Here is a 17,279-nt window from a genome sequence, read left to right on the forward strand (position 1 = left end):
ACTTGGACAGCGCGTCGGCTGAGCTGGGACCCACCGGAGGACGATCCGGAATCCCCAGCGACCTCCCCGGCGCGCTCCCCTCGCTTGCCTTCCGGCACGAGGGGTTTTTTGTTGCACGAGCGCCTTTCGTGCAGCGCTTCGACTCCGCCCAAACCTCGCATAAGACCTCAGCATCGAGAAGAGAATGCCGATGACCGAGCAGGCCACCGGGGCCCATCCGCAGCCCCGGCCCCGATCCGGAGGACCTCAGTCCGCCCCCGTCGAGCACGTCACGGGTGCGCAGTCCCTCATCCGCTCCCTCGAGGAGGTCGGCGCGGACACGGTATTCGGCATTCCGGGCGGGGCGATCCTGCCCGCGTACGACCCGCTGATGGACTCCACCCGGGTCCGTCACGTCCTGGTCCGGCACGAGCAGGGCGCCGGCCACGCGGCCACCGGCTACGCGCAGGCCACCGGCAAGGTCGGCGTCTGCATGGCCACCTCGGGTCCCGGCGCGACCAACCTGGTCACCCCGATCGCCGACGCGCACATGGACTCGGTGCCGCTCGTGGCGATCACCGGCCAGGTCGCGTCCAAGGCGATCGGCACGGACGCCTTCCAGGAGGCGGACATCGTCGGCATCACCATGCCGATCACCAAGCACAACTTCCTCGTCACCAAGGCCGAGGACATCCCCCGGACCATCGCGGAGGCCTTCCACATCGCCTCCACCGGCCGCCCCGGCCCGGTCCTGGTGGACATCGCCAAGGACGCCCTCCAGGCGAAGACCACCTTCTCCTGGCCGCCGGTCACGGACCTGCCCGGCTATCGCCCGGTGACCAAGCCGCACGCCAAGCAGATCCGCGAGGCCGCCAAGCTGATCACCACGGCGAAGCGCCCCGTCCTCTACGTCGGCGGCGGCGTCCTCAAGGCGCGGGCCACCGCCGAGCTGAAGGTCCTCGCCGAACTCACCGGAGCGCCCGTCACCACCACCCTGATGGCGCTCGGCGCGTTCCCCGACAGCCACCCGCTGCACGTGGGAATGCCGGGCATGCACGGTGCGGTCACCGCCGTCACCGCGCTGCAGAAGGCCGACCTGATCGTCGCCCTCGGAGCCCGCTTCGACGACCGCGTCACCGGCAAGCTGGACAGCTTCGCCCCGTACGCCAGGATCGTCCACGCCGACATCGACCCCGCCGAGATCGGCAAGAACCGCGCCGCCGACGTGCCGATCGTCGGGGACGCCCGCGAGGTCATCGCCGACCTGGTCCAGGCCGTGCAGAAGGAGCACAGCGAGGGCAACAAGGGCGACTACACCGCCTGGTGGAGCGACCTGAGCCGCTGGCGCGACACCTACCCGCTCGGCTACGACCAGCCCGAGGACGGCTCGCTGTCCCCGCAGGCGGTCATCGAGCGGATCGGGCAGCTCGCGCCCGAGGGCACGATCTTCGCCGCGGGCGTCGGCCAGCACCAGATGTGGTCCGCGCACTTCATCCAGTACGAGCGGCCCGCCACCTGGCTGAACTCCGGCGGCGCCGGAACCATGGGGTACGCGGTCCCGGCCGCCATGGGCGCCAAGGCCGGACAGCCCGAGCACACGGTGTGGGCGATCGACGGCGACGGCTGCTTCCAGATGACCAATCAGGAGCTGACCACCTGCGCCCTGAACAACATCCCGATCAAGGTCGCCGTCATCAACAACGGCGCCCTCGGGATGGTCCGCCAGTGGCAGACCCTGTTCTACAACCAGCGGTACTCCAACACCGTCCTGCACTCCGGTCCGCAGGACGTCAACCCGGAGGCCCGCGGCACCCGCGTCCCCGACTTCGTGAAGCTGTCGGAGGCGATGGGCTGTCACGCGATCCGCTGTGAGCGCCCGGAGGACCTGGACAAGGTCATCGAGGAGGCGAACTCCATCAACGACCGCCCGGTCGTCGTCGACTTCATCGTCCACGAGGACGCGATGGTGTGGCCGATGGTCGCCGCCGGCACCTCCAACGACGAGATCATGGCCGCCCGGGACGTCCGCCCGGACTTCGGCGACAGCGAAGACGACTGAGCCGGAAGAGCGAAGAGGAAGACCAGACATGTCCAAGCACACGCTCTCCGTCCTGGTGGAGAACACGCCCGGCATCCTCGCCCGGATCGCCGCCCTCTTCTCCCGTCGCGGCTTCAACATCGACTCGCTCGCCGTGGGAGTCACCGAGCACCCCGACATCTCCCGGATCACCATCGTGGTCAGCGTCGAGGAGTTCCCGCTGGAGCAGGTCACCAAGCAGCTCAACAAGCTCGTCAACGTGCTGAAGATCGTGGAGCTGGAGCCCGGGCAGGCCGTCCAGCGCGAACTCGTCCTGGTGAAGGTCCGCGCCGACAACGAGACCCGCTCCCAGATCGTGGAGATCGTCCAGCTCTTCCGCGCCAAGACCGTGGACGTCTCCCCGGAGGCCGTGACCATCGAGGCCACCGGGTCCAGCGACAAGCTGTCCGCCATGCTCAAGATGCTGGAGCCGTTCGGCATCAAGGAGCTGGTGCAGTCCGGCACGATCGCGATCGGCCGCGGCGCCCGTTCGATCACGGACCGGTCGCTTCGCGCTCTGGACCGATCCGCGTAAGGCTGGGTACGGGCGGCCGGCCCGCACCGGCCGCCCGTATGCCGAGACCCCGAAACTTCCTTCCCCCTCACCGGCATACGGTGGGAGCAGAAACTGCACACCAAGGAGAGAACCCAAAGTGGCCGAGCTGTTCTACGACGCTGACGCCGACCTGTCCATCATCCAGGGCCGCAAGGTCGCGGTCATCGGCTACGGCAGCCAGGGCCACGCCCACGCGCTGTCGCTGCGCGACTCCGGTGTCGACGTCCGTGTCGGTCTGCACGAGGGCTCCAAGTCCAAGGCCAAGGCCGAGGAGCAGGGCCTGCGCGTGGTGACCCCCGCCGAGGCCGCCGCCGAGGCCGACGTCATCATGATCCTCGTCCCGGACCCGATCCAGGGCCAGGTCTACGAGGAGTCCATCGCCCCGAACCTGAAGGACGGCGACGCGCTGTTCTTCGGCCACGGCTTCAACATCCGCTTCGGCTTCATCAAGCCCCCGGCCGGCGTGGACGTCTGCATGGTCGCCCCGAAGGGCCCGGGCCACCTGGTCCGCCGCCAGTACGAGGAGGGCCGCGGCGTTCCCTGCATCGCCGCCGTCGAGCAGGACGCCTCCGGCAACGCCTTCGCCCTCGCCCTGTCCTACGCCAAGGGCATCGGCGGCACCCGGGCCGGCGTCATCAAGACGACCTTCACCGAGGAGACCGAGACCGACCTGTTCGGCGAGCAGGCCGTCCTCTGCGGTGGCACCGCCGCGCTGGTGAAGGCGGGCTTCGAGACCCTGACCGAGGCGGGCTACCAGCCCGAGATCGCCTACTTCGAGTGCCTGCACGAGCTGAAGCTGATCGTGGACCTCATGTACGAGGGCGGCCTGGAGAAGATGCGCTGGTCCATCTCCGAGACCGCCGAGTGGGGCGACTACGTCACCGGCCCGCGCATCATCACCGACGCCACCAAGGCCGAGATGAAGAAGGTCCTCGCCGAGATCCAGGACGGCTCCTTCGCCAAGAACTGGATGGACGAGTACCACGGCGGTCTGAAGAAGTACAACGAGTACAAGCAGCAGGACTCCGAGCACCTGCTGGAGACCACCGGCAAGCAGCTCCGCAAGCTGATGAGCTGGGTGAACGAGGAGGCGTAAGCCCCACGTCAGGGGGTCGGGGCACACTGCTCCGGCCCCCTTTGTCCACCCCGTCCAGCCACGGACGGGTGATCCTTCCGCAGAGGCGCAAGACGGCCTCCGGCACGCCACTAGACTGCTGCACAACATACGCGTCAGGCCCACAGCGTCGTGCGTCTTCCGCGGCTAGCCCCCCTCCACCGCCAGCGGCCGTCGGGACGGCCGTCCGCATTGGACTTGTGAGGACTCACGTGAGCTCGAAACCCGTCGTACTCATCGCTGAAGAGCTGTCGCCCGCCACCGTCGACGCGCTTGGCCCGGACTTCGAGATCCGGCACTGCAACGGCGCGGACCGCGCCGAGCTGCTCCCCGCCATCGCCGACGTCGACGCGATCCTGATCCGGTCCGCCACCAAGGTCGACGCGGAGGCCGTCGCCGCCGCGAAGCAGCTCAAGGTCGTCGCGCGAGCCGGCGTCGGCCTGGACAACGTCGACGTCTCCGCCTCCACCAAGGCCGGCGTGATGGTCGTCAACGCCCCGACCTCCAACATCGTGACCGCCGCCGAGCTGGCCTGCGGCCTGCTCCTCGCCACCGCCCGCAACATCCCGCAGGCCAACGCCGCGCTGAAGAACGGCGAGTGGAAGCGCAGCAAGTACACCGGTGTCGAGCTGGCCGAAAAGACCCTCGGCGTCGTGGGCCTGGGCCGCATCGGCGCCCTCGTCGCCCAGCGCATGTCCGCCTTCGGCATGAAGGTCGTCGCCTACGACCCCTACGTGCAGCCCGCGCGGGCCGCGCAGATGGGCGTCAAGGTGCTGTCCCTCGACGAGCTGCTCGAGGTCTCCGACTTCATCACCGTCCACCTGCCGAAGACCCCCGAGACCCTCGGCCTCATCGGCGACGAGGCGCTGCGCAAGGTCAAGCCCAGCGTGCGCATCGTCAACGCGGCCCGCGGCGGCATCGTCGACGAGGCGGCGCTGTACGCGGCGCTCAAGGAGGGCCGGGTGGCCGGCGCCGGCCTCGACGTGTACGCGAAGGAGCCCTGCACGGACTCCCCGCTGTTCGAGCTGGACCAGGTCGTCTGCACCCCGCACCTCGGCGCGTCCACGGACGAGGCCCAGGAGAAGGCCGGCATCGCCGTCGCGAGGTCGGTGCGCCTGGCGCTCGCCGGCGAGCTGGTGCCGGACGCGGTGAACGTCCAGGGCGGCGTCATCGCCGAGGACGTCAAGCCGGGTCTGCCGCTCGCCGAGCGCCTGGGCCGCATCTTCACCGCCCTCGCGGGCGAGGTCGCGGTCCGCCTCGACGTCGAGGTGTACGGCGAGATCACCCAGCACGACGTGAAGGTGCTCGAGCTGTCCGCGCTCAAGGGCGTCTTCGAGGACGTCGTCGACGAGACGGTGTCGTACGTCAACGCCCCGCTGTTCGCGCAGGAGCGCGGTGTCGAGGTTCGCCTGACCACCAGCTCCGAGTCCGCCGAGCACCGCAACGTGGTGACCGTGCGCGGCACGCTGGCGGGCGGCGAGGAGGTGTCGGTCTCCGGCACGCTGGCCGGCCCGAAGCACCTGCAGAAGATCGTGGCGGTCGGCGACTACGACGTCGACCTCGCCCTCGCCGACCACATGGTCGTCCTGCGCTACGAGGACCGTCCGGGTGTCGTCGGCACCGTCGGCCGCATCCTCGGCGAGGCCGGCCTCAACATCGCCGGCATGCAGGTCGCCCGCGCGGCGGCGGGCGGCGAGGCGCTGGCCGTCCTGACCGTCGACGACACGGTGGCCGCCGGTGTGCTGGCCGAGGTCGCCGAGGAGATCGGGGCCACGTCGGCCCGCTCGGTGAACCTGGTCTGACCGGACCGCGACCGGGAAGCGCCGGACGGGTCGTGGACCCGTCCGGCGCTTCTTCGTGTCCGCCCCGCGCCTCAGGCCGCGGTCTCCATCTCGGCCGGGTCCGCCTGCGCGCGCCGCGTCCCGGTCCCGCGCAGCGTCACCGCTGCCGCCACGGCCGCGAGCACCAGCACCGCCGCCCCCGCGATCGCCGCCCCGTGCATCCCAGTGGTGAACGCCTCCCGGGCCGCGACCGCCAGGGCGTCACCCGTGCGCCCCGGCAGCCGGCCGGCGACCGCGAGCGCGCCGCCCAGGGTCTCGTGCGCCTCGGCCGGGGCCGCGGCCGGCATCTCGTGTCGGTAGAGCGCCGTGCCGATGGAGCCGAGGACCGCCATGCCCAGCGCGCCGCCGAACTCCTGGCCGGTCTCCAGCAGCGCCGATGCCGCGCCGGCCCGCTCCACCGGAGCCGTGCCCATCGCCAGGTCCGTCATCTGGGACATCACCATGACGATGCCGGACGCCAGCACGCCGCACGCGGCGAGGACGAGCCAGAGCGAGTCCGTGCCGGTCAGGGCCAGCATCCCGTAGCCGGCCGCCGCGACGGCGAAGCCGGCGGTGACCACGTAAGCGCGGTCGACGCCCCGCTGGACCAGGGCGGTCGCGGCGGGGGCCGCCAGGCCGATCGGCACCGACGGCAGCAGCGACCACAGGGCCGCCTCCATCGCGCTCTTGTCCAGCACCGACTGCAGGTACTGCGTGGTGAAGAACGCCGAACCCATCATCGCCAGCGCGGAGACGAGGTTCAGGACGACGGCGGGGGCGAAGCCGCGGCCCCGGAAGAGGGCCGGCGGGATCATCGGGGAGGCGGCGGTGCGCTGCCGGTGCACGAACAGCGCCGCGAACAGCAGGCCGACGGTGACCGGGACGACGTAGCGCGGGTGCCAGCCCTCGGACGGGATCTCCTTGAGGCCGTAGACCACCGGGAGCACCGCGGCCATCGACAGCGGCACGCTCAGCAGGTCGAAGCGCCCGGGCTCCGGGTTCCTCGACTCGGGCAGCAGCACCGGGCCGAGGAGCAGCAGCAGCGCCATCGCGGGCAGGTTGACCAGGAAGACCGAGCCCCACCAGAAGTACTGCACCAGGACGCCGCTGAGCACCGAACCGAGCGCGATGCCGCCGGTCATGACGCCCGACCAGATCCCAATAGCCTTCGCCCGCTCAGCGGGGTGGGTGAACATCGTGCGCAGCAGCGCCATGGTCGACGGCATCAGGGTCGCGCCGCCGACACCGAGCACGGCGCGGGCCGCGATCAGGGTCTCCGCGCTGTTCGCGTAGGCCGCCACCAGGGACGCGGCGCCGAAGGCGGCGGCGCCGGCCAGCAGCAGCCGGCGCCGGCCGACGCGGTCGCCCAGCGAGCCCATCGTCATCAGCAGGCCGGCCAGGACGAAGGCGTAGATGTCGAAGATCCACAGCTGCTGGGTGCCGCTCGGCCGCAGGTCCGCGCTGATCGCCGGGATGGCGAAGTACAGGACGGAGACGTCCATCGAGACCAGCAGCAGCGGCAGCATCAGCACGCACAGCGCGGTCCATTCGCGGCGGCCGGCCCGGCCGCCGGGGGAGTCGGTGCTCGTCGAGTTCGTCATGACGGTGACTGTACGGACGTCTTAAACGCTTGTCTAGAACACTTGTATAAGTCAGTTGTCTAGGACGGCCGTATGGATCCGGCGCTAGGCTTGCCCGCATGGGACACCGTGAGGATCTGCTGGAAGGCGCCAAGAGCTGCCTGCTGGAGAAGGGCTTCGCGCGCACCACGGCGCGCGACATCGTCAAGGCGTCGGGGACCAACCTGGCCTCGATCGGCTACCACTACGGCTCGAAGGACGCCCTGCTGGCCAAGGCGTACGTCGCGCTGGTGGAGGGGCTGTCCGGCGCGTTCGACGGAGGGGGCGCGGTGGAGCCGGAGGGCGCGCCCGGCTCCCTGGAGCGCTTCCGGTGGGTGTGGTCGAACATCGTCGCCACCATGCGCGAGCCCGGCTCGATGTGGCGGCTCAGCATGGAGATCGTGGTCATGGGCGACCAGTTGCCCGAGGTGCGCGACCATCTGGCGCTCGCCCAGCGGGAGGCCGGCCGCGGTCTCATCCCGATGCTCATGGGCGGCCGCGAGGAGGACGTGCCGGACGAGACGGCGGACACCCTCGGCCGGTTCTATCTGACCCTGATGACCGGGCTCATCGCCCAGTGGACCTTCGACCCGAAGACCGCGCCCGACGGGGACGCGCTGACCGAGGGCCTGCGCCTGATCGTGGCGGCCGCGAGCCGCTGACCCCCGGCCCGGTCCGCGCTGACCCCGGCGCGGTCCGCCGGTCAGCTCAGCCGCGCCCGCTTCAGCGCCATGTGCAGCAGCAGCCGGTCCTCGCCGTCGTCCAGGTCGAGGCCGGTGAGCTGCTCGACGCGGGAGAGGCGGTAGTAGAGGGTCTGCCGGTGGACGCCCAGCTCGGCCGCCGTGCGGCCGGCCTGCCCCGCGCAGTCGAGGTAGACCTCGGCGGTGCGGGCCAGCTCCCGGTGGGCCGGGGCCAGCAGCGGGCCGACCGCTGGGTCGTGGGCGGTCTGCGGCGGCAGCGCGGTCAGCAGCCGGTACGGCCCGACCCGGCCCCACTCGGCGACCGGCCCGAACCGCGGCTCGGCCAGCGCCGCCAGCGCCGCGGCGGACGCCTCCTGCCAGACGTCGCCCAGCTCGGCGAGCCCGACACGGGGCTCGCCGACCCCGGCGGCCGCGGCATCCCTGGTCCGCCGCGCGCCGCGCGTCCCCGCGGACTCCTTCAGCACCCGGGACGCCGCCGTCAGGGCCGGGGCCGCCACGTCCGCCGAACGGAGCCGCACCAGCACCGCAAGGCTCTGCTCCGCGGCCCCCCACGGGACCGTGCACAACGCCGTGGCGTGCGGGACGGTGCGGACGGACGGCGCGTCGTCCGGGTCGGCCGACGGCCAGGGGGCGACGCAGACCAGCGTGTGCGGACCGTCCGCGCGCGTCCCGAGGGCGGTGCGCAGTTCGGCCACCGCCATGTCCTGCTGCCAGCCGCGTTCCGCGGTCAGCACCGCCCGCAGCTCCCGGCCCAGACCCGCCCCGGCCCGCTGCTCGTCCGCGAGCAGGGCGCCGATCCGGCCCGTCACCTGCATGGCGGCGGCCAGTTGCGCCTCCGACGGGCCCGGGTCGTCGTCCAGCAGCCAGACGTAGCCGAGGACCACACCGCGATGGCGCACCGGCAGGCAGATGCGGCCGCGGTACACGCCGGCCTCCGGGGTCGGCGGGATGCGCACCGGTCCGGTCGCGCGGGTGATGCCGAAGCCCTCGAACCACTCCCGCACCGCCGCGGTGGAGCGCCGGGTCAGGATCGAGCGGGTGCGCACCGGGTCCAGGGCCGACGGGTCCAGGTCGCCCTCGCTGTCGTACGCACCGAAGGCGATCAGCTCGAAGTCCCGGTTCTCCAAGGTCGCCGGGACCCCCAGCAGCTCCGAGATCTCGTCCACCAGCTCCTGGTAGTCAGCCTTGTAGTCCGACGTCACCCCCGCATTCTCCCGCATCCTCCCGCGCTCTTCATACATCTGTCTGAGATCGCGGCCACGGAAGCGTGACAGCTGTCGATGGCCGACGATCGGAGAAATCCATAGGTTTCACGGTGGTTCTCCGTGCCGCACCCGAATCGTCGGGCCCGGCCCGTCTTCGGTGTTTCTGTAGTGGAGGTGCCCCGTGCTGGGTCCCGTGATTCTCGCCGCGTCGCGCAGCGACCGGATGCGACGCCTGATCTCGGCGGCCCCCGTGACCAAGCAGGTCGTGGACCGCTTCATCCCCGGCGAGAGCGTGGCCGACATCGTCCCGATCATCCGGGACCTGACGGCCAAGGGCCTTGAGCTGACGATGGACGTCGTCGGCGAGGACATCACCACCCCCGAGCAGGCCTCCGCCGCCCGGGACGCCTACCTGGAGCTGGTCGCACGGCTCGAGGAGCTGGAGCTCGGCGACAAGGTCGAGATGTCCGTCAAGCTGTCCATGTTCGGACAGGCGCTGGAGGGCGGCCACGAGCTCGCCCTCGCCAACGTCCGCCCGGTCGTCGAGGCCGCCGCGGCCATCGGCACCACCGTCACGCTCGACGCCGAGGACCACACCACCCTGGACTCGATGTTCGCCATCCACGAGGAGCTGCGGAAGGACTTCCCGCAGACCGGCTGCGTCATCCAGGCCTACCTCTTCCGCACCGAGGCCGACGCCCGCCGCCTCGCGGAGGCCGGCAGCCGGGTGCGCCTGGTGAAGGGCGCTTACAAGGAGCCCGCCGAGGTCGCCCACCAGCAGAAGCACGAGATCGACAAGGCGTACGTGCGTATCCTGAAGACGCTGATGGAGGGCGAGGGCTACCCGATGATCGGGTCCCACGACCCGCGCCTGATCTCCATAGCCCAGGAGCTGGCCCACCAGGCCGGCCGCAAGCTGGACGAGTACGAGTTCCAGATGCTGTACGGCATCCGCGGCGACGAGCACCTGCGGCTGGCCGCCGAGGGCCACCGCATGCGCGTCTACACCGCCTACGGCACCGACTGGTACGGCTACTTCATGCGCCGTCTCGCGGAGAAGCCGGCGAACCTGCGCTTCTTCCTGCGCAGCATGGTCAGCAAGGGCTGAGCCCGAACACCCGCTCACGCACAAGGAGTCAAGGAACCCATGGACGCTGTGACCCAGGTCCCCACCCCGGTCAACGAGCCGGTGCACGGCTACGCCCCCGGCTCGCCCGAGCGCTCCCGCCTGGAGGTCAAGCTCAAGGAGCTGGCCGAGAACCCGATCGAGCTGCCGATGACCATCGGCGGCGAGAAGCGCCTCGGCGGCGGTGAGCCCTTCCAGGTCGTCCAGCCGCACAACCACAAGGCCGTCATCGGCACCGGCCGGCACGCCACCCAGCAGGACGCCCGGGACGCCGTCGACGCCGCCCTCGCCGCCGCCCCGGCCTGGCGCGCCATGTCCTTCGACGACCGCGCCGCGATCATCCTGCGCGCCGCCGAGCTGCTGTCCGGCCCCTGGCGCGAGACCATCGCCGCCTCCACCATGCTCGGCCAGTCCAAGACCGCCCAGCAGGCCGAGATCGACAGCCCCTGCGAGCTCGTCGACTTCTGGCGCTTCAACGTCCACTACGCCCGCCAGATCCTCGCCGAGCAGCCCCCGGCGAACTCCCCGGGCGTCTGGAACCGCATGGACCACCGCCCGCTGGAGGGCTTCGTCTACGCGATCACGCCGTTCAACTTCAGCGCCATCGCCGCGAACCTGCCCACCGCCCCCGCGCTCATGGGCAACGTCGTGGTGTGGAAGCCGTCCCCGACGCAGACCCACGCCGCCGTGCTGCTCATGCAGCTCCTGGAGGAGGCGGGCCTGCCCAAGGGCGTCATCAACCTCGTCACCGGCGACGGCATCGAGGTCTCCAAGGTCGCCCTGGAGCACCGGGACCTCGCGGGCATCCACTTCACCGGTTCGACCAAGACCTTCCAGTACCTGTGGAAGACGGTCGGCAACAACATCGAGAAGTACCGCTCCTACCCGCGTCTGGTCGGCGAGACCGGCGGCAAGGACTTCGTGGTCGCCCACCCGAGCGCCGACCGCGCGATCCTGAAGACCGCCCTGACCCGCGGCGCCTTCGAGTACCAGGGCCAGAAGTGCTCGGCGACCTCCCGCGCCTACATCCCGGCGTCCATCTGGAACTCCGGTTTCAAGGAGGAGTTCGCGGCCGAGGTCGACGGCCTCGCCATGGGTGACGTCACCGACCTGTCGAACTTCATCGGCGCCGTCATCGACGAGCGGTCCTTCGCCAAGAACAAGGCCGCCATCGACCGCGCCAAGGCGGACGAGACCTGCACGATCGTCGCGGGCGGCACCTACGACGACTCGGTCGGCTACTTCGTCCGCCCGACCGTCGTCGAGTGCACCGACCCGGAGAACGAGGTCTTCACCACCGAGTACTTCGGCCCGTTCCTCGCCGTGTACGTCTACGAGGACGACCGGTACGACGAGATGCTGACCCAGATGGAGTCGGTCTCCGACTACGCCCTCACCGGCTCGGTCATCGCCAACGACCGCGCCGCGGCGGCGTACACCATGGAGAAGCTCCGCTTCGCCGCGGGCAACTTCTACATCAACGACAAGTCGACCGGCGCCGTGGTCGGCCAGCAGCCCTTCGGCGGCGGCCGCGCCTCCGGCACCAACGACAAGGCGGGCGCCCCGCAGAACCTGATGCGCTGGACCCTGACCCGCGCCATCAAGGAGACCCTGGTCCCGCCGACCGACTACTCCTACCCGCACATGGGCTGACCTCCGCCCGCCCCGTGAACTCGGGCCGGGAAGCCTGACCCCCGAGCAGGCTTCCCGGCCCGTTGCCAATTCCGGCCCTGCCACAATGCGTTCATGACGGTGACGGCGGACGACGGGGTGCGGCTGTGGGCGGAGCGGTCGGGCGGAGCCGGTGACCCGCTGGTGCTGTGCCACGGCGGGCCGGGCCTGTGGGACATGTTCGGCGACCTCGCCGCACTGCTCGCGGACGTAACCCCGGTGGTCCGCTGGGACCAGCGCGGCTGCGGCCGCTCGGAGCGCTGCGACGGCCCCTGGACCAGCGCCCGGTTCGTCGCCGACCTCGACGCCGTACGGCGGCACTTCGGCCTGGAGCGGATGGCGCTGCTCGGCCACTCCTGAGGCGCCCAGCTCGGCCTGAGCTACGCGCTGGCGCACCCGGACCGGGTGAGCGCGCTGGTGTACGTCTCGGGCACCGGCATCGGCCCGGACGCCGACTGGCGCCCCGGGTACAAGGAGAACTTCCTCGCCCGCCTCGCCGACCACCCCGAACGCCTCCCCGCTGGCGGGAGCTGTCCGGCGTCGCCGAGCGCACGCCGGACGCGGAGCGGGAGCGGGCCGTGCTGCACTGGTCCGTGGAGTTCGAGGACCGGGACCGGGCCCTGGAGCCGGCCGGGCGCATGGCCGAGCCGTGGTTCGGCGTCAACTCCGAGTGCGCCGGCGCCCTCAGCGCGGAACGCGAGCGCACCTGGGGGACCCCCGCGCTGCACGCCGCCTGCCGGGACCTCGGGGTGCCGGTGCTGATCGTCGACGGCGCCCATGACATCCGCCCCCGGAGCGCCGTCGACTCCCTCGCCGTCTCGCTGCCGCACGTCCGCCGGGTCACCCTTCCGCGGGCGGGGCACATGCCGTGGGTGGACGATCCCGAGGGCTTCCGCGAACTGCTCAGCCGGTGGGCAGGTGACGGCCGAGGAAGTCCCGCATGAGCGCGGCGATAGCGTCCGCGTGCGTCTCCAGGGCGAAGTGCCCGGCGGGCAGCAGGTGCACCTCGGCCTCCGGCAGGTCCCGCTGGAAGGCGAGCGCGCCGGCCGGCACGAAGATCTCGTCGTGTCCGCCCCAGACCGCGAGCAGCGGGACCCGGCTGGTCCGGAAGTAGTCGTGGAAGGCCGGGTAGAGGGCGAAGTTGGCGCCGTAGTCGGAGATCAGGTCGAGCTGGATCTCCGACTGGCCGGGGCGGCCCAGCAGCGCCGCGTCGTGCTCGTAGGCGTCCGGGCTGACCAGTGAGGGGTCCGGAACGCCGTGCAGGTACTGCCACTTGACGCCCTCGGGGGAGTAGATCTCGCGTACCGGAGCCTCCGTCCGGGGCGTCCGCTTCTCGATCAGGGCGAGCACGGGCGCCCAGGCCTCCTCGCCGAGCCCCTCTTCGTAGGCGTTGCCGTTCTGCGTGACGATCGCGGTCACCCGGTCGGGGTGCGCGAGGGCCAGGCGCAGGCCGATCGGGGCGCCGTAGTCCTGGATGTAGAGGGCGTACCGCTCCAGCCCGAGCCGCTGAGTGAACTCGTCGGTGACGGCGGCGAGTTCGGCGAAGGTGTACGAGAACTCCGCCGGACCGGGCGCTGCCGACCGGCCGAAGCCGATGTGGTCGGGGGCGATCACCCGGTACCGGTCCGCGAGCAGCGGGATCAGGTCGCGGAACATGTGCGAGCTGCTCGGGAAGCCGTGCAGGAGCAGCAGCACCGGGGCGTCGGAGGGGCCCGCCTCGCGGTAGTACACCTCGAGACCGCGGACGGTGACGGTGCGGTGGTGGACCCGGTGAGTGGACATGGGTGCAGTCCAGCACGCGTCTGTCTAACCTGTCAAGAATAATTTGACGGTTAGGTCGAACCGGCGGGGGCGATACTGGGGTCATGACGCCTCGCCTGCGCACCGCCCACACCTCCGCCTTGACGCCCGCCGAACTCCGCTGCGTGCGGGCCCTGTTGGACGAGGCCTTCGACGGCGACTTCAGCGACGAGGACTGGGACCACGGACTCGGCGGCATGCACGCCCTCGTCCACGACGGCGCCGGGCTCGCCGCGCACGGCTCGGTCGTGATGCGGCGGACGCTGCACCGCGGCCACTGGCTGCGCACCGGATACGTGGAGGCCGTCGCCGTGCGCGCCGACGTGCGCCGGACCGGGCTGGGCGGGCGGGTGATGTCGGCCCTGGAGCACGTCGTCGACCGGGCCTACGACCTCGGAGCGCTCTGCGCGAGCGAGGACGGCGCCCCGCTGTACACGGCCCGGGGCTGGCGGTGGTGGGGCGGGCGCGTGTGCGCCCTCTCGCCCTCCGGCGTCGTCCGCCTGCCCGAGGAGGAGGGGAACGTCCTCCTCCGGCCCGTCCGCACCGGGCGGCCGCTCGACCCCGGGCACGACCTGGTCTTCGACTGGCGGGACGGCGACGTCGTCTGATCCCGCCCTCGCAGGATCGCTCGGACCGTCCGCCGCGCCCTCCCCTCGGACAAGGCGCAGGTCATGGCCGTGTGACGGGATCCGCCGTCTCAGATAGTAGGAAGTCCGAGTAATTGTGCAGACAGGCGCGACGGGCTCGCTTAGTTTTGTAGGAGTCGAACGTCTCGCTCGATCCAGCGAGCGGCGGTCGTGAGCCGGGCCCCGTGCAGGCAACCCCTGCGGCACCGCTCCCCGCCCTCAGGGGCCCCCGCCCGTGCCCATCAGGCAGTGGGGGAGTCTCGCAACCCCCTTGCCGCACTCCGGTTTCCCGAAGGAGTCGATTCACCATGGCCGAGACGACCAGCCGCCGCCGAGTCCGCCACGTTTCCCGCTCGACCGAGTCCGAGCGCAAGAACGCCGCCGCCGCACTCCAGCGCGCCCTCGACCGCCGGGACAACGGCGGCGAGACCGGCCACTGAGCCGCCACCGATCCGGGAGCCGCATCCCCTCCGTGGCGCGGCGCGGCCCCGCCGTCGCGCCGCGCCGCTGGAGGCGGCCGGCGGCTCTCATGTCCGCATCGCGGACAGGGCATGTCATCCTCTGGGACGAGGAGTAGGGTGCCGACATGTCTCGCAGCATCAATCTCGCAGTGATCCCCGGTGACGGCATCGGCCAGGAGGTCGTGGCCGAGGGTCTGAAGGTCCTCTCCGCCGTCCTGCCGCAGGATGTGAAGCTGGAGACCAAGGAGTACGACTTCGGCGCCAAGCGCTACCACGCCACCGGTGAGACCCTCACCGACGCCGACCTCGACGCCCTCAAGCAGCACGACGCCATCCTGCTCGGCGCCATCGGCGACCCGTCGGTCCCCTCCGGCGTCCTGGAGCGCGGCTTCCTGCTCAAGCTCCGCTTCGCCTTCGACCACCACGTCAACCTGCGCCCGTCGAAGCTGCTGCCCGGCGTCTCCACCCCGCTGGCCGGCCAGCCGGAGATCGACTTCGTGGTCGTCCGCGAGGGCACCGAGGGCCCCTACACGGGCAACGGCGGCACCATCCGCAAGGGCACCGAGCACGAGGTCGCCACCGAGGTCTCCGTCAACACGGCCTACGGTGTCGAGCGCGTGGTCCGCGACGCCTTCGCCCGCGCCCAGGGCCGCCCGCGCAAGAAGCTCACGCTGGTCCACAAGAACAACGTGCTGACCTTCGCCGGGCACCTGTGGACGAACGTCTTCAACAAGGTGGCCGCGGAGTACCCCGAGGTCACCACCGACTACATCCACGTGGACGCGGCGACCATCTACCTGGTCACCGACCCCGCCCGCTTCGACGTGATCGTCACCGACAACCTCTTCGGCGACATCATCACCGACCTCGCCGCGGCCGTCTCCGGCGGCATCGGCGTGGCCGCCTCGGGCAACATCAACCCCGGCCGCGAGTTCCCGTCCATGTTCGAGCCGGTCCACGGCTCGGCCCCGGACATCGCGGGCCAGGGCAAGGCCGACCCCAGCGCCACGGTCCTCTCCGTCGCGCTGCTGCTGCGCCACCTCGGCCACGACGCCGAGGCCGACCGCATCGACGCCGCGGTCGCCGCCGACCTCACCGAGCGGGTGGGCAAGCCCGCCCGCAGCACCTCCGAGATCGGCGACGCCCTCGCCGTACGCGTAGCCGGCTGACCCGCCGCGCCACGCTCAAGCCGTCGGGTCGCACACGCACCCGGCGGCTTCTTTTGTGCCTCGCCGGGTGCCACCATCAACCACTGGGCCGCTTTCACCCCGATTCCGTCCGCCGTGGTCCGCGCGCGATAATCGAACGCGGAGCCGCGACATGAGGGAAAGCTCGGATGTCCTAGCACCGGCCACCGGCCGGTGCGGGGCGTGAGCGCGGCCCGGTCACTACTCACCGGTGAAGGACACCCACTCATGACGACGCCCACGATCGAGCTCAAGCCCTCCGCCCACCCGCTCGCCGCCGCGGAGCGCGAGGCGATCCTGGCCAGCCCCGGATTCGGCCGCCACTTCACCGACCACATGGTGACGATCAAGTGGACCGAGGGGCGCGGCTGGCACGACGGCCAGCTCGTTCCGTACGCGCCGATCCCCCTCGACCCGGCCACCAACGTCCTGCACTACGCCCAGGAGATCTTCGAGGGCCTGAAGGCCTACCGCCAGCCCGACGGCTCGGTCGCCACCTTCCGCCCGGACCAGAACGCCAAGCGCTTCCAGCGTTCCGCGCGCCGTCTCGCCATGCCGGAGCTGCCGGTCGAGACGTTCGTCGAGGCCTGCGACCTCCTGGTCCAGCAGGACAAGGACTGGGTGCCCGCGCACGGTGGCGAGGAGTCCCTCTACCTGCGCCCGTTCATGATCGCCACCGAGGTCGGCCTGGGCGTCAAGCCCGCCAACGAGTACCTGTTCATCGTGATCGCCTCCCCGGCCGGCGCCTACTTCCCGGGCGGGGTCCGGCCGGTGTCGATCTGGGTCTCCGAGGACCGCGTCCGCGCCGTCCCCGGCGGCATGGGCGACGCCAAGACCGGCGGCAACTACGCCGCGTCTCTGCTCGCCCAGGCCGAGGCCGCCGCCAAGGGCTGCGACCAGGTCTGCTACCTCGACGCCGTGGACCACAAGTGGGTCGAGGAACTGGGCGGCATGAACCTGTACTTCGTGTACGGCGACAAGATCGTCACGCCCACCCTGACCGGTTCCATCCTGGAGGGCGTCACCCGTGACTCCCTGCTCGCCGTCGCCCGCGACCTCGGCTACACGTCCGAGGAGGGCCGGGTCTCGGTCGAGCAGTGGCAGCGCGACTCCGAGAACGGCACCCTCACCGAGGTCTTCGCCTGCGGCACCGCGGCCGTGATCACCCCGGTCGGCACCGTCAAGCGGGCCGGCGCCGAGTGGCAGCAGAGCGGTGGCGAGCCCGGCGAGGTCACCGTCCGCCTGCGCCAGGCCCTCCTGGACATCCAGCGCGGCAAGGCCGAGGACCGGCACGGCTGGATGCACAAGCTGGGCTGACGCCCGGCCGGCACGCACAT

16 protein-coding genes are annotated in these 17,279 nt (G+C 71.2%); 13 read left to right on the forward strand and 3 right to left on the reverse strand.

Annotated elements, in window-relative coordinates:
* Positions 1–190 precede the first annotated feature (190 nt).
* From ACZ7JA_RS29525 to serA, 4 genes are all read left to right on the forward strand, one after another.
* Positions 191–2,038 carry an acetolactate synthase large subunit gene (locus ACZ7JA_RS29525; protein WP_351664473.1) on the forward strand — a complete coding sequence of 616 codons (1,848 nt, stop codon included), beginning with the start codon at positions 191–193 and terminating at the stop codon, positions 2,036–2,038.
* A gap of 28 nt (positions 2,039–2,066) precedes the next feature.
* Positions 2,067–2,591 carry an acetolactate synthase small subunit gene (ilvN, locus tag ACZ7JA_RS29530; protein WP_030216544.1) on the forward strand — a complete coding sequence of 175 codons (525 nt, stop codon included), beginning with the start codon at positions 2,067–2,069 and terminating at the stop codon, positions 2,589–2,591.
* Between the two features lie 118 nt (positions 2,592–2,709).
* Positions 2,710–3,708 (forward strand): ketol-acid reductoisomerase, encoded by a 999-nt coding sequence (gene ilvC / locus ACZ7JA_RS29535; RefSeq protein WP_351664471.1) that lies wholly within the window; start codon positions 2,710–2,712, stop codon positions 3,706–3,708.
* Positions 3,709–3,938: 230 nt separating this feature from the next.
* A complete protein-coding gene (gene serA / locus ACZ7JA_RS29540) occupies positions 3,939–5,528 on the forward strand; it encodes a phosphoglycerate dehydrogenase (RefSeq protein ID WP_351664469.1) in 1,590 nt (529 codons plus the stop codon).
* A 71-nt stretch (positions 5,529–5,599) separates the two neighbouring features.
* Here the strand turns inward: serA and ACZ7JA_RS29545 are convergent, their stop codons facing one another.
* Positions 5,600–7,147, reverse strand: a complete 1,548-nt coding sequence (locus tag ACZ7JA_RS29545; RefSeq protein WP_470811420.1) for an MFS transporter — start codon at positions 7,145–7,147, stop codon at positions 5,600–5,602.
* Positions 7,148–7,245: 98 nt separating this feature from the next.
* On the opposite strand from ACZ7JA_RS29545, the gene ACZ7JA_RS29550 reads away from it, so the two are divergent.
* A complete protein-coding gene (locus tag ACZ7JA_RS29550) occupies positions 7,246–7,827 on the forward strand; it encodes a TetR/AcrR family transcriptional regulator (RefSeq protein WP_351664465.1) in 582 nt (193 codons plus the stop codon).
* A gap of 41 nt (positions 7,828–7,868) precedes the next feature.
* Here ACZ7JA_RS29550 and ACZ7JA_RS29555 read toward each other — a convergent pair whose 3' ends face one another.
* A complete protein-coding gene (locus tag ACZ7JA_RS29555) occupies positions 7,869–9,086 on the reverse strand; it encodes a PucR family transcriptional regulator (RefSeq protein WP_470811422.1) in 1,218 nt (405 codons plus the stop codon).
* A gap of 166 nt (positions 9,087–9,252) precedes the next feature.
* Here ACZ7JA_RS29555 and ACZ7JA_RS29560 point away from each other — a divergent pair, with 166 nt between their 5' ends.
* The 4 genes from ACZ7JA_RS29560 to ACZ7JA_RS29575 all read left to right on the forward strand — a co-directional run bounded on the left by ACZ7JA_RS29560 (position 9,253) and on the right by ACZ7JA_RS29575 (position 12,812).
* Positions 9,253–10,179: a proline dehydrogenase family protein gene (locus ACZ7JA_RS29560; protein WP_393441227.1), complete on the forward strand. Its 927-nt coding sequence runs from the start codon at positions 9,253–9,255 to the stop codon at positions 10,177–10,179.
* Positions 10,180–10,218: 39 nt separating this feature from the next.
* The gene (gene pruA, locus ACZ7JA_RS29565) at positions 10,219–11,850 is read left to right on the forward strand and encodes an L-glutamate gamma-semialdehyde dehydrogenase (protein WP_351664459.1); all 1,632 of its coding nucleotides are present in this window, start codon (positions 10,219–10,221) and stop codon (positions 11,848–11,850) included.
* A 93-nt stretch (positions 11,851–11,943) separates the two neighbouring features.
* The gene (locus tag ACZ7JA_RS29570; RefSeq protein WP_470811425.1) at positions 11,944–12,228 is read left to right on the forward strand and encodes an alpha/beta fold hydrolase; all 285 of its coding nucleotides are present in this window, start codon (positions 11,944–11,946) and stop codon (positions 12,226–12,228) included.
* Positions 12,229–12,446: 218 nt separating this feature from the next.
* Positions 12,447–12,812, forward strand: a complete 366-nt coding sequence (locus ACZ7JA_RS29575) for an alpha/beta fold hydrolase (RefSeq protein WP_470811427.1) — start codon at positions 12,447–12,449, stop codon at positions 12,810–12,812.
* On the opposite strand, the gene ACZ7JA_RS29580 is transcribed toward ACZ7JA_RS29575, so the two are convergent.
* Positions 12,772–13,650: an alpha/beta fold hydrolase gene (locus tag ACZ7JA_RS29580; protein WP_470811429.1), complete on the reverse strand. Its 879-nt coding sequence runs from the start codon at positions 13,648–13,650 to the stop codon at positions 12,772–12,774. The two genes, ACZ7JA_RS29575 and ACZ7JA_RS29580, sit on opposite strands and share 41 nt — an antisense overlap.
* 83 nt (positions 13,651–13,733) lie before the next feature.
* Between ACZ7JA_RS29580 and ACZ7JA_RS29585 the strand changes: the two genes are divergently transcribed.
* The 4 genes from ACZ7JA_RS29585 to ACZ7JA_RS29600 all read left to right on the forward strand — a co-directional run bounded on the left by ACZ7JA_RS29585 (position 13,734) and on the right by ACZ7JA_RS29600 (position 17,259).
* The gene (locus tag ACZ7JA_RS29585) at positions 13,734–14,276 is read left to right on the forward strand and encodes a GNAT family N-acetyltransferase (protein WP_470811431.1); all 543 of its coding nucleotides are present in this window, start codon (positions 13,734–13,736) and stop codon (positions 14,274–14,276) included.
* 326 nt (positions 14,277–14,602) lie between these two features.
* Complete coding sequence (locus tag ACZ7JA_RS29590) at positions 14,603–14,734, forward strand: hypothetical protein (RefSeq protein ID WP_351664451.1); 132 nt, start codon at positions 14,603–14,605, stop codon at positions 14,732–14,734.
* Positions 14,735–14,880: 146 nt separating this feature from the next.
* Positions 14,881–15,924 (forward strand): 3-isopropylmalate dehydrogenase, encoded by a 1,044-nt coding sequence (locus ACZ7JA_RS29595; RefSeq protein WP_470811433.1) that lies wholly within the window; start codon positions 14,881–14,883, stop codon positions 15,922–15,924.
* Between the two features lie 246 nt (positions 15,925–16,170).
* Positions 16,171–17,259, forward strand: coding sequence for a branched-chain amino acid aminotransferase (locus tag ACZ7JA_RS29600; protein WP_389305001.1), 1,089 nt, complete (start codon positions 16,171–16,173; stop codon positions 17,257–17,259).
* Positions 17,260–17,279 lie beyond the last annotated feature (20 nt).

It is taken from the genome of Streptomyces sp. NPDC038135, assembly GCF_055601245.1.